Annotated in this window: 13 protein-coding genes; 10 read left to right on the top strand and 3 right to left on the bottom strand. The window is 67.4% G+C overall.

The features are described 5' to 3' along the window. Positions 1-91: 91 nt before the first annotated feature. Complete coding sequence (locus C1I89_RS04915) at positions 92-1,276, bottom strand: MFS transporter (RefSeq protein WP_102771633.1); 1,185 nt, start codon at positions 1,274-1,276, stop codon at positions 92-94. 254 nt (positions 1,277-1,530) lie between these two features. On the opposite strand from C1I89_RS04915, the gene C1I89_RS04910 reads away from it, so the two are divergent. Beyond that, entirely contained in the window at positions 1,531-2,808 is a 1,278-nt protein-coding gene (locus C1I89_RS04910; RefSeq protein WP_102771632.1) for a rhomboid family intramembrane serine protease, read from the top strand. Positions 2,809-2,812: 4 nt separating this feature from the next. Here the strand turns inward: C1I89_RS04910 and C1I89_RS04905 are convergent, their stop codons facing one another. Beyond that, positions 2,813-3,454 (bottom strand): hypothetical protein, encoded by a 642-nt coding sequence (locus tag C1I89_RS04905; protein WP_102771631.1) that lies wholly within the window; start codon positions 3,452-3,454, stop codon positions 2,813-2,815. A 237-nt stretch (positions 3,455-3,691) separates the two neighbouring features. Here C1I89_RS04905 and C1I89_RS04900 point away from each other — a divergent pair, with 237 nt between their 5' ends. From C1I89_RS04900 to C1I89_RS04865, 8 genes are all read left to right on the top strand, one after another. Next, a complete protein-coding gene (locus C1I89_RS04900; protein ID WP_102771630.1) occupies positions 3,692-4,456 on the top strand; it encodes a FadR/GntR family transcriptional regulator in 765 nt (254 codons plus the stop codon). A gap of 37 nt (positions 4,457-4,493) precedes the next feature. Next, entirely contained in the window at positions 4,494-5,855 is a 1,362-nt protein-coding gene (locus tag C1I89_RS04895; protein WP_102771629.1) for an aromatic ring-hydroxylating oxygenase subunit alpha, read from the top strand. After that, entirely contained in the window at positions 5,852-6,421 is a 570-nt protein-coding gene (locus C1I89_RS04890) for a 3-phenylpropionate/cinnamic acid dioxygenase subunit beta (protein ID WP_102771628.1), read from the top strand. The genes C1I89_RS04895 and C1I89_RS04890 overlap by 4 nt, the downstream gene beginning before the upstream one ends. Before the next feature lie 103 nt (positions 6,422-6,524). Continuing rightward, a complete protein-coding gene (locus C1I89_RS04885; protein WP_247747596.1) occupies positions 6,525-7,517 on the top strand; it encodes a Bug family tripartite tricarboxylate transporter substrate binding protein in 993 nt (330 codons plus the stop codon). A 5-nt stretch (positions 7,518-7,522) separates the two neighbouring features. After that, a complete protein-coding gene (locus C1I89_RS04880; protein ID WP_258231330.1) occupies positions 7,523-8,707 on the top strand; it encodes an NAD(P)/FAD-dependent oxidoreductase in 1,185 nt (394 codons plus the stop codon). A 12-nt stretch (positions 8,708-8,719) separates the two neighbouring features. Then, entirely contained in the window at positions 8,720-9,046 is a 327-nt protein-coding gene (locus C1I89_RS04875; protein WP_102771626.1) for a 2Fe-2S iron-sulfur cluster-binding protein, read from the top strand. Positions 9,047-9,065: 19 nt separating this feature from the next. Next, positions 9,066-9,275 (top strand): hypothetical protein, encoded by a 210-nt coding sequence (locus C1I89_RS04870; protein WP_102771625.1) that lies wholly within the window; start codon positions 9,066-9,068, stop codon positions 9,273-9,275. A gap of 16 nt (positions 9,276-9,291) precedes the next feature. After that, positions 9,292-10,269: a 2-hydroxyacid dehydrogenase gene (locus tag C1I89_RS04865; protein ID WP_102771624.1), complete on the top strand. Its 978-nt coding sequence runs from the start codon at positions 9,292-9,294 to the stop codon at positions 10,267-10,269. Between the two features lie 51 nt (positions 10,270-10,320). Here the strand turns inward: C1I89_RS04865 and C1I89_RS04860 are convergent, their stop codons facing one another. Continuing rightward, positions 10,321-11,313, bottom strand: coding sequence for a Bug family tripartite tricarboxylate transporter substrate binding protein (locus tag C1I89_RS04860; RefSeq protein ID WP_246842404.1), 993 nt, complete (start codon positions 11,311-11,313; stop codon positions 10,321-10,323). A gap of 437 nt (positions 11,314-11,750) precedes the next feature. Here C1I89_RS04860 and C1I89_RS04855 point away from each other — a divergent pair, with 437 nt between their 5' ends. Next, positions 11,751-12,185, top strand: coding sequence for a GNAT family acetyltransferase (locus C1I89_RS04855; RefSeq protein ID WP_102771622.1), 435 nt, complete (start codon positions 11,751-11,753; stop codon positions 12,183-12,185). The last annotated feature ends 2 nt before the right edge of the window (positions 12,186-12,187 follow it).

Raw genomic sequence — 12,187 nt, 5'->3', positions numbered from 1 at the left:
GACGATTGAAGCAGCTTTGGGTCGCGCGTATTGACGCAAATGCGTGACGCAAATGCGTGAGGCAAATGCATGAGGCAAATGCGCTTGGCGATTATCGCTTTCCCGCCTTGAACGCATCCCACACCGTCAACCACACCCCCAGCACCACCCCGCCCATCAACACCCCAGCAGCCAGATACCCGTTGCCATTCGCAAGCAGCGCGGACGCCGGCGGTACGAAGACCAGTATGGAAACGTTGTTCAGCGTTTCCGCCGCGGCCAGCACCGCGCCTTTGTCGTGGTGCGCGCGATGGGCGAGCACGGTGGTCGATAGCGGGGCGCCGGCGCCCAGGGCAACGCCCCAGGCGGCCAGGCAGGCGAGGGCGGCGGGCAGCGGCAGGGCAAGAAAATGGAAGGCGCCGATGGCGGTGGCCAGCAGTGCGGTGGTGCAGACCAGCGCGCGTTCTTCGCTTGCGGCCAGGCGCCGCAGCCAGCCGGCCGAGAGGTTGCCGATGCCCAGGCCGATGCCGAATGCCGCCGCGCTCAGGCCCACGCCGGCGACGTCGAGTCGATAGCGCTGGCGCAGGACCTCGCCCGACAGCAGGAAAGCGCCTACGGCGGTGCCGTTCCACAGGCCTTTGGCGAGCATGGGGCGCACGATGGGCCAGCGGCGCAGCCATTGCAGGCCTTGCGGTCTGGGTGCCGCAACGGGTGCGCGGGTTTTCGGGATGGCGACGCGTCCGATCGCGAACGCGGCCAGGCATCCGGCGGCGGCCAGGATGAAGGGGGCGCGCCAGCCCAGCCAGCTGGTGAGCAGGCCGGCGATCGCCGGGCCGCTTGCGATGCCCAGCGTCATGCCGAGCATGACGGCGCCCATGGCGGATGCGTGGCGGGCGCGCGGCATGGCGTCGGCGATCAGCGCGAAGGCGTTGGGAATGATGACGGCGGAGGCCAGTCCGCCGAAGATGCGCAGCGCCACGGCGGCTTCGAAGCTGGGCGCGAAGGCGATGCCCAGGCCGTCGACGGAGAACGAGAGCAGGGCGATCAGCAACAGGCGGCGGCGGTCGACGCGGTCGGACAGGTGGCCGAGGATGGGGGCGGCGATGGCGTAGGCGAGCGCGTAGCTCGATATCAGCCACGTGGTCTGGGCGGTGCCGGTGCCAAAGGCGGCGCCGAGCGGGTTCAGCATGGCCGCAAGCATGAATTCGCTTGCGCCGACGAAGAACACCGAGAGGGAAAGCACGGACAGCAGCGCGCGCTGTCCGCCCTTGCGGGCAACAGTTTTGGAATCAGGCATGGTCGATCTCGCGGAAACGCGAAATGGATGAAGGAAAACGGAAGGGAGTTCGTCGCGTCGGGAAGGCCGCGAGGGCTTGCGACGTTGAGCGGCGCGCTGACAGCGCAGAGGCCGGGAGAGTCGGGCCGGCCGTTCGACCGGACCTGCGTGTGCATGATACGCGGTTTTGCGGGGCGGTTCCAGGCGCCGGCCGCGAACGCGGCGCGGCTTGGTTAAGATAGCGCTCGTCTCATCGATCCGTCCGGTCCGTACGCATGCCGCTAATCAAAAAACTGTTTGCCTGCAAGATCACGTTTCTGTTGATCCTCTCCAATCTCGCGGTCTACCTCGTGGCCGGATACCTGGATACACGGGCTTTCGAGAGCCTGAGCCAGGGGTCTTTCCTGATCGATTGGGGCGCGAACGTGCCGGCGCTGACCATGTCGGGCGAGTACTGGCGCCTGTTTACCAGCATGTTCCTGCATGTCGGTTTTCTGCATCTGGCGGTCAATATGCTGGCGCTGTGGTCGCTGGGGACCATACTGGAGGCGCGCATGCGTTCCCCGGTGTTCCTGGGGGTGTATCTGCTGTCGGGTTTGTGCGGCAGCCTGGTGACGGCGCTGTGGCACCGCGAGGATTTTTTCGTGAGCTGCGGCGCGTCGGGCGCGATCCTGGGGATTTTCGGGGCGGCGCTCGTCTATGGACTGCATGACCGGCGCATGGGGCGTGCGCACGTGCCGCCGGCCAATCTGCTGTTCAGTCTGGCGCTGACTTTCGGCGCGGGGTTTGTGTTCAACGTCGATAATGCGGCGCACGCGGGCGGACTGGTGGCCGGGGCGCTGCTGGCGGTCGTTGCGCTTTTCGGCGAACGGCTGCGGCCGGCGGCGCAGGCCGCCGTGCTGGCGGCCGCTGCCGTGATCGGCGCGGTGGCGTTGGCCGCGGTGGCGTACAGCCAGTACGATCGCGGCATGCAGGAACAGATCGCGGCCGCGCGCTTCCAGGACACGCTGGGCAAGATGGGCCTGCTGGGCATCGGGCGGGCGGCGGGCAATGTACTGTTGCTTGACGATTGCATCGCCGAGGCGCTGTCGGCGGCCTCGCGCGACGGCGCGCCCGCGCCGGACCTGCGCGGTTGCGCGGACCCGGGCGACAGGGAGCAGGCCTTGTTGGCAAGGTTCATGCCGCAGTGGTATCGGACGTGCCAGGTCCAGGCCGCCGGGCTGCGCGGGCTGTACCCCGACGCCGGCGCGCAGGAGGCGTTGGCGACGGTGGACCGTTACTGCGGGCTTCAGACGCGGATCTATGCGTCGATCTTCCAGCAGGCGCCGGCCGATTTCGACGTTAAAGAAGCGATGCAGACCCGGCTGGTGTTGCGGGTGCTGCTGGACGAAGGCGCGGGGTTCCTGCTGGATCAGGGCTGGAACTTCGGGGTGGACCCGGAAAAGCTGCGCGCGCAGGCGAATGCGCTGCGCGACATACTGGAGGCGCCGGGCGAGCTGGCGACCGCCGTCGTCGATGAGTCCGGGTGCCCGTACTGGAGTTGCGCGCGCTAGCCTGCTAGAGCCACACGGTGGTCACGAGCACGGCGCAACCCGCGGTGGCGGTGGCCGCCATGATGATGCCGAGCCGGCTTCCAAGCTTACGGTCCTTGCGGCCGACGTTGGGGTTGGCGTCGTTGGCCGATCGCAGTTCTTCCCAGGTCGAGGCGCTGCCGGCCTGGCGGCTGCGCGACTCGGCCGTGGCGCGGGTGCGGCTGCGGGCCTTGCGCACCAGCCGCAGCGCCGGGTAGGCCAGGATGGCGCCCGCCAGGAACAGCGCCAGGGCGCCGACCGCGCCGGCGGTATAGGCGGGGTCGCCGGGCGCCGCCAGCAGGATGGCCGCGGCCAGCAGGCCGATGAAGTTCAGGCCGGCCAGCGCCTTGAGCGCCTGCACGCCCCAGACACCGGTGGCTTCTTCCGAGAAGTCGCCGACGGATTGCCAATAGGCGGCGTCCTTGGACGCGGCCTGGAAAAAGAATTCGAGATCGCGCTGCAAGGCCTCGCCGTATCGGTCGGCGGGCGGGGTGTCGCGGTGCCATTGGATGGCGAAGTTGCGGCTGCGATCGGCATCCGCGTGGTGCCTGGCCGCCCAGGCGTTCGCCAGGCGGAGAGCGGCGTCGATCGTCAGTTCACCCAGGTGCGCGTCAACAGCGTCTTTCATCGTTGTCATCCCCATATATGGGACATTCTACCGGGCCTGAGGAGGACGGCAGGGGGCGTCGCATCAAGCCGCCGATGAAGTAATGAGCCTGTGCGCGGCGGCATCCGCGCTTTCCCTAGTATGCGGTGGAATTTTTATACGATTATCATATTTTCAACGCCGTCGCCCCGCGACCGGCGCACACAGCCGAGGCAACGCGGGCTGGCACTATGAACGTTTTCGGATGGAAACTTCTTTATGCCTACTTCAGCTTCTCGTTCACTGTTGAAAAGGGATTCGGTCGCGCCCGTCGCATCGGAACCCAATCTAACCGACCGCGTCACCGAAATGCTGCTGGAAGAGATTACCAGCGGCGACTACCAGATCGGCGAAGTGCTGCCGCCGGAGCAGATCATCGCCACCCGCATGGGCGTTTCCCGCACCGTGCTGCGTGAAGCGGTTTCGCGCCTGAAGGGCGACGGCATCGTGCAAAGCAAGCAGGGCCGCGGGCTGACCGTCATGCAGACGGCGCGGCCCTCGGTGCTGCGGATGCAGGCCGCCGATATCGGTGACGCCGAACAGGTGCTGCGCATCGTCGAATTGCGCCGCGGCTTCGAGATCGAGGCTGCGCAGCTTGCCGCGCAACGGCGCAGCGAGGAAGACCTGGCCGCCATGCGCCGGGCCCTGCACATGATGGCCGATGCGATCGCCACCGGCGACGTAGCGGCCGGCGTGGACGCCGATATGGAGTTTCACCGCTGCGTGGCGCGTGCGACCCGCAATGAACACTACCTGAATTTCTTCGATTTCCTGGCGGTGCTGCTCAAGAAGAACCTGCGCGTCTCGCGCTCGCGCTCGGCCAAGGTGGCCGGGCGTGGGGCGCAGGCGCAAAAGGAGCACGAGGCCTTGTTCGCCGCCATCGAAAAAGGCGATGTGGAGCTGGCGCGGCGGCAGGCGCGCAGCCATGTCGACAACACGGAAGCGCGACTGCGCACGGCGGCGGCCACGGCGGAAAAGCCGTAGCCCTCCGCCAGCGGGCAATCTTCAAGGGGAAGTGGCGATGGGGCAGAAAGCGATAGACGAACTGGTGCGCGCCGATGAAGGACTGATCAGCCGCTCCATCTTTGTCGACGACGAGATATTCCAGCGGGAACTGCGGCAGGTTTTCGCGCGGGCCTGGCTGTTCGTGGGCCACGAGAGCCTGGTGCCGAATCCGGACGATTATTTCGTCTCGCGGATGGGCACGGAATCGGTGATCCTGACGCGCGACCGGCAGGGCCAGATCCAGGTCATGCTCAACAGCTGTGCGCACCGCGGCATGAAGCTGTGCCGCTACGACCACGGCAATAACCGGACCTTCACCTGTCCGTATCACGGCTGGAGCTTTTCCACCGACGGCAAGCTGGTGGAGCGGCCCGGCGAACTGGTCGGCGTGCCGGGGCACGCCACGCACTACAAAGGCGAGCTGGACAAGAAGCAGTGGGGCCTGAAGACGGTGGCGCAGGTGGTCAACTACAAGGGCGCCGTGTGGGCGACCTGGGACCCGGACGCGCCGCCGTTCCTGGACTACCTGGGCAATATGCGGCTGTACCTGGACGCGGCGCTGGATCATCGCGACGGCAGCCCGGGCGGCTCCGAGGTCATCGGCGGCGTGCAGAAATGGCGGGTCAAGTGCAACTGGAAATTCGCGCCCGAGAATTTCATCGGCGATCTCTACCACGATATCAGCCATCGCTCCGTGGACATCGTCGGCATCGGGCCTGGCGGCGGCAGGGGCCGGCGCGATCCCTCGGTGACGCGGTCGGCGATCTGTTTTCCGGAACTCGGGCACGGGCTGCTGGGCCGGCTGCCATTCTACGAGGAAGGGCCTTACGCGCCGCAATATGCGCGCTATCCGGAAGTGGAGGCCTATTACCGCGAAGTGCATGAACGCCGCGTGCGCACGCTGGGCTCGGCGATGCGCGTGCAGACCAGCGTGGGCACGATTTTTCCGAACATGTCGTTCCACGGCCGCCAGCCGCGCACCCTGGCGGTGTTCCATCCGATCAGTCCCACCGAAATGGAAATGTGGCGCATGTACCTGGTGGACAAGGATGCGCCCGAAGCGGTCAAGGAGGCCGCCCGCCATTACTTCCTGCGCTATTCCGGCCCCGGGGGCATGACCGAGTCGGACGATATGGAGAACTGGACCGGCGCCACCGAGGCCAGCATGGGCGCCATGTCGCGCGAACTCTATTTCAACTACCAGATGGGCGTGGGCCACGCCGAGCCCGTGCCGGAGATTCCCGGGTGCGCGGTCAACGGCGAGTACACCGAGGAAAACGCGCGCATCTATTACCGCCGCTGGGCGCAATTCATGAACGGCTGGTCCTGGGACCAGCTGATGGCGGGCGCCGCGCGCGCCAAGGAGCAGGCGGCATGAACGCGCCCACCGACAAGACGCCCGAGGCGGCGCTGGATTGCAGCATCGACGATATGCAGATCTGGTGGCAGGTGCAGCGCTTCATGCACCATGAGGCCGATCTGCTCGACCACCGCGAGTTCGACGCCTGGCTGGAGCTGCTGGACGAGGACATCGCTTACCGCATGCCGCTGACGCGCAATGTGCGCCGCGACGCCCTGGCGCAGGAGTATTCGGGTGCGCGCGACGCCGCCTGGTTCGACGAGGGCATCGATACGCTGCGCCAGCGGGTCGCCCAGATCAGGACCGGCATTCATTGGGCCGAGGAGCCGGCCTCGCGCGTCTCGCACCTGGTGACCAATATCCGCGTGCTGGGCGTGACGCAGGATGCGGAAGGCGGCGAGCGCGTGCGGGTGCGCTCGCGCTTTCTGATCTACCAGAACCGCCTGCAGGCGGAGGTCAGCCTGTTCGTCGGCAAGCGCGAAGACGTGCTGCGCCGGCGCGACGGTCGCTGGAAGCTGCTCTCGCGCGAGATCCACCTGGACCAGAACGTTCTGTTATCCAAGGCGCTCACGATCTTTTTCTAGCGCCGCTTCGCGGTGCCGGCCCGACTGCCGGCGTTCGATGGTTTTCCTTCCGATCAGGGCCTGTCCGCTGAGGGCGCGGCACGCCCCTACCTGGAGTCGCAGCATGCATAGACGCACTGTATTGAAAGCCTTGGCCGCCGCGGCCGCGATGGGCGCGGCCGGCGCGCCGCGGGCGGGCGCGGCGGCCTTTCCTTCCAGGCCGATTCGCCTGATCGTGCCGTACCCGCCGGGCGGCGTGACGGATGTGGCCGGACGGCTGGCCGGCGAGATCCTGAGCAGGAAGTTCGGGCAGCCGGTGGTGGTCGAGAACCGTCCCGGCGCCAACGGCATGATAGGCAGCCAGCAGGTGGCGTCGGCGGCGCCCGATGGTTATACGCTGCTGCTCAACGGATTGGGCGGCATGGTCCTGCCGATGGCCACGGTCACGGGGCTGCCGCTGGACACGGCGCGCGCGTTCACGCCGATCGGGCAGATGGCGGAGTTCGTCAATGTGCTGATCGTGCGCGCCGATTCGCCGATCCGCAGCGTCGCCGACCTGCTCGCGGCGGCCCGGGCGCGGGGCGAGGAAGCGCTCAAGTACGGGTCGAACGGCGTGGGAACGTCGGTGCACATGACCACGGCGTTCTTCGCACAGCGCGCGGGCATCGACCTGCTGCACGTGCCGTACAAGGGCAGCGGCGAGATGCTCATCGACGTGGTCAACGGCAACCTGGACTTCAGCTTCAGCAACCTGCCGCCCGTGATGGGCCTGATCCGCAAGGGCTCCATCCGGCCGATCGCGGTCACCAGCGGCTATCGCAGCAAGCAGTTGCCGGACGTGCCCACCATGGCCGAGCAGGGCATGGCGGATTTCGACGTGACCAGTTGGCTGGGCCTGTACGGCCCGGCCGGCATGCCGGCCGACGTGGTGCAGGCGCTGAGCGCCGCCTTGGAGCAGGGCATGGGCCAGGCCGCCTCGCGCGAGACGCTGAGCGCCGCCGGCTTCGAGCCCAAGCCTTCGTCGGCGGCCGCCTTCGCCGAGCTCAATCGCGCGGAGCTGGTCCGCTGGAAGCAGGTCGCGACGCGCGCCAATGTATCCCTGAAGTTCGGAGCCTGAGTCGTATGGAAGATCTTTCCCGCTTGCGCCACGTGCATACGGCCATCGTCGGCGCGGGACACGCCGGCGTCGAATGCGCCTGGGCGCTGCGCGCGGCCGGCATCGAGGGCGACCTGGCGCTGTTCGGCGCCGAAGGGCACGCGCCCTACGAGCGCCCGCCGCTGTCCAAGGCCCTCTTGACCGGCTCGACCAGCGAGGAGCGCATCGCCTTGCGCGCCGGCGAGGCCTACGAAAAGTCGCGCGTGGCATTCGTGGCGGGCGATCCGGTGGAGCGCCTGGACACCGCCGCCCGCGTCCTGCTCACGCGTTCCGGTCGTCGCGTGAGCTACGAGCATTGCGTGCTCGCGACCGGTGCGCGGGCCCGGGACATCGCAGGCGTGGCGGGCGCAGGCGTGCATGCGGTGCGCGGGCTGGACGATGCGCGCCGCCTGCGCGCAGCGTTGCGCCCGGGCAGCCGACTGCTGGTGCTGGGCGCGGGATACCTGGGCCTGGAAGCGGCGTGCTCGGCGCGCAAGCTGGGCGCCGAGGTGGCGGTGCTGGAGCAGGGCGGCCAGGTCATGGGCGGCAAGGTGTCCGAGCCGACCGCGGCGCGCATCGGCGCCATCCACCGCGACGCCGGCATTGCGATACGGCACGGCGTGGCGGTGCAGCGCTGGGAGCGCACGGCGGCGGGCTGGCGCGCACACCTGGTCGACGGGTCCGTGGAGGAAGCGGAGCTGGTGCTGGTGTCCGTCGGCGCGGTCGCGGAGACGGGGGTGGCCGAAGCGTCGGGGCTGGACTGCCTGGACGGCGTGGTGGTGGATGAATGCTGCCGGACCTCCGCGCCCGGCGTATATGCGATAGGGGATTGCGCCAGCGCTTTCCGCAGTGAATTGCAGCGCCATGCGCGCATAGAAAGCGTGCAGAACGCGCTGGCCCAGGCGCGCATCGCCGCCGCCGCCATCGCCGGCAGAAGCGCCCCCGCGCCGCGTCCGCCGACCTTCTGGTCCGAGCAGCACGGGCGCCGGCTGCAGATGGCGGGACTGGTGAACCCGGCGCAGCCCTGCCGCGACGTGCTTTTGCCCACGGCCAAGGGTTGGCTGGTGGAGCGTTATCAGGGAGGCCGGCTGGCGGCGATAGAAGCCGTGGACAGCCCGGTCGAATTCATCAAGGGCGTGCCGCGCATCGGCACGCTGGAATCAGCCTCGTGAAAAGGTGGTCATATGTCTTCTGCAGTTTTTGAATTGCCGGATGGCGCCGAACTGGTGCTGGACGTTCCCGATGACTGGTCGCTGATGGAGGCCGCCAGGCGCGACGGCCTGGAAGGCATCGTCGCAGAGTGCGGCGGGGGCGCCATCTGCGGCACCTGCCACGTGCAGGTCGATCCGGCCTGGTTCGACCGGCTCGAACCGCCGGGCATGGCCGAGGAGGCGCTGCTGGAGGTGGTGCCCGAGCGCTGCGCGACCAGCCGGCTGTCCTGTCAGGTGATCATGAGGCCCGAGCTGGATGGCATCCGCCTGCGCGTGCCCGCGACGCAGCTCGCGCTGTAGCCCGCCGGGAGCCGCCGCCATGGCCGACAACAAATCCATCAACCTGGTCGATCTGCGGCCCGGCGTGCGCGTGCGCATGGCCGACGGCGCCGTCGCCGAAATCGTGGAGAACCCGCAGGACGGGTTCTGGCTGATCGTCCGCTACCTCAGTCATCCCGGGGATCCCTCCCTGGCCGACGCCGGAGAGCAGCAAGTGTTCGCCACCGACGTCGAATCGATCGAACCCTGAATCTTATGGAGCCGCAATGAGCCAAAAACCGAAAATCATCGTATCCGCGCCGGTGCCCGCCGATCTGCGCGAGCGTGTGGCCGCCGCCTGTGAAATCATCGACGTGCCCGTGGGGCAGAACCCCGCGCAAGCCGTGCCCGAGGCGCAGCGCGCCGAAGTCGCTGGCATGGTCTGCACGGTGCGCACCCGCGTGGACCAGGCGTTGCTCGACGCTTTTCCCGCGCTTGCCGTCAGTTCCAATTTCGCCGTGGGATTCGACAACGTCGATCTGGACGCGGCCAACCGCCGCCAGGTGCTCATCTGCAATACGCCCGGCGTGCTGGACGGCGCGGTCGCGGACGTGACCATCGGCCTGATGCTGTGCCTGGCCCGCAACCTGGTGGCCGGCGACGCGTTCGTGCGCAGCGGCGCCTGGACCAAGGGCGCGTTTCCACTGACCACGGACATACGCGGCAAGACGCTGGGCCTGCTCGGCATGGGCCGTATCGGCAAGGTGGTGGCGCGCACGGCGCAGGCTTTCGACATGAAGGTGATCTATCACAACCGGCGCGAGGATCCGTCGGTGCAAGGCCTGGCCGCCTACGTCGGGCGCGACGAGCTGTTCAAGTCCTCGGACGTGTTGAGCATCCACATCCCGTTGTCGGCCGAGACGCGCCATTCCGTGGGCAAGCGTGAATTCGAGCTGATGAAGCCTACGGCTTATGTCATCAATACGGCGCGCGGCCCGGTGCTGGACGAGGCGGCGCTGGTCCAGGCGCTGCGCAGCGGCACGATCGCCGGCGCCGGCCTGGACGTGATGGAGCAGGAGCCGCTGCCGCCGTCCAGCCCCTTGTGCGAGCTGCCCAACGTGGTGTTGCAGGCGCACGTGGGCAGCGCCACCCACGAGACGCGGCGCGCCATGATCGACCTGGCGGTGGCCAACCTGCTGGACGCGCTGGCCGGGCGCAAGCCGCAGGCCATGGTCAACCCGCAGGTGTGGGAAGCCCGCGGCTGAACTTCGCGGCGCGAAGCGGGACGCCCATCGGGCGTCCCGGCTTTCCAGGGGCTATTTGCCGCCGTAGGCGACCACGATGCCGGCCTTCTGGGCCACTTCGCTCCAGCGCTTGAACTCCGAGGCCGAGAAGGCCTGGAACTGCGCCGCGTCGCGCAGCTTGGGCTCGAACCCCGCGCCGATGATGCGCGACTGGAATTCAGGCGTGGCCAGGCCCGTGACGATGGCGTCCGACAGCTGCGCGATGATGGCCGGATCCACTTTGGCGGGCGCGTACATGCCCAGCCAACTGGTCACGTCGAAGTCCGTCATGCCTTGCTGCTGCATGGTGGGCACGTCGGGCAATTGCCGCGCGCGATAGGCGCTGGTGACGGCCAGGGCCTTCAGGCGCCTGCCTTCCACCATGGCCAGCGTGGGCGGAAGGTTCATGAAACAGATGTCGAGATCGCCGTTGGCCGTGCCCACCAGTGCATCGGCGGCGCCCTTGTAGGGCACATGGTCGAATTTCAATCCGGTGCGCATGGCGAAGAGTTCCGCCGTCATTTGCGACGAGCTGCCGACGCCGTTGCTGCCGTAGAGCGGCTTGCGCTTGCTGGCGCGCAGGTATTCGATGAGTTCCGGCACCGAGTTGGCCGGGTGGTCGGTGCGCACCACCAGCGCATTGACGAATTCCGCGACCTGGGCGATGGGCAACAGGGCGGTGGGAATGTCCAGCGGCAGCCCGCGCAATGTCGCCGGCGGCAGCACATTGTGTCCCAGGCCTCCCGTCGTCAGCGTGTAGCCGTCCGGCCTGGCCGCCGCGGCGGCCTGCATGCCGATCACGCCGCCTGCGCCGGCGCGGTTTTCGATGACCACGCTTTGCCCGTACCTGGCGTAGAGCAGGTCGCCGACCAGCCTTCCGGCCAGGTCGGTCGCGCTTCCGGGGGTGGAAGAGACAATGATCTTGATCGTTCGCGACGGGTAGGGCCCGTCTTGAGACCAGCTTCTGCCTGCCAGGGCCAGGCCGGCCGCGCTACCCATCAGTTTCAACGCACTGCGACGCTTCATGACGACTTCCCCTTGGGTTGGTTTTGCTAGACCACGTGCTGCTCCGGTTTCTGGTTGCGACTTTGTACGATAAACATATTTATGGAAAAGGTACGTGTAGCGTCCGGACGTGGAAATTGCGGCTAACCCTAGGATGCGGAAGCGACTGTTGCGGCTCCAATTTCGCTGAGCGGCCTGTTGGCGGCGGCCGTCTCCTTCGGTATGCTTGCGTTCATGCAAACACCCGATTGCGCGCCGCTGTCCGGCGCTTCCTGCCGACGAGTCACTCGACGCCTGCGTTGAGTGGCTGGTCGCATCCGGACGCTGAGTCTTCAGCGTCTTTCCCCGAAAGCCACGATATTCCTCGTGGCTTTTTCGTTCTTGTTCCGCTGTTTCCGCTATCGAGGCGTATCGCAAGGCTTTCGTTTCCCTCTTTTCCCTTATGGAAGGAACGAAGCATGAACTATCCAGACCTCGCCATCCGGCCTTACCACGCGCGCGACGAGGCCGCCGTCATCCAGCTGTGGCGCGACTGCGGGCTGACGCGTCCGTGGAACGATCCGCGCAAGGACATCGCCCGCAAGCTGACGGTGCAGCCGGAGCTGTTTCTGGTGGGCGAGGCCGATGGCGCGATCGTCGCGGCGCTGATGGGCGGCTATGACGGGCACCGCGCATGGATCAATTACCTGGCGGTGTCGCCGGCGCACCAGCGCCGCGGCCATGCGACGGCGCTGATGCGCGCGGTGGAGCGCAAGCTGCTGGAGATGGGCTGTCCGAAGATCAATCTGCTGATACGGTCGGGCAATCTGGCGGTGCAGGGTTTCTATGAAACCCTGGGGTTCCGTCAGGACGAGGTCATCAGCATGGGCAAGCGCCTGATCCCGGACCTTTGAGG

This window comes from Achromobacter pulmonis (genome assembly GCF_002885955.2).
Lineage (GTDB): Bacteria > Pseudomonadota > Gammaproteobacteria > Burkholderiales > Burkholderiaceae_B > Achromobacter > Achromobacter pulmonis_A.
The sequence above is the reverse complement of the archived record's forward strand: the minus strand, read 5'-3'. Positions and strand labels throughout refer to the sequence as shown.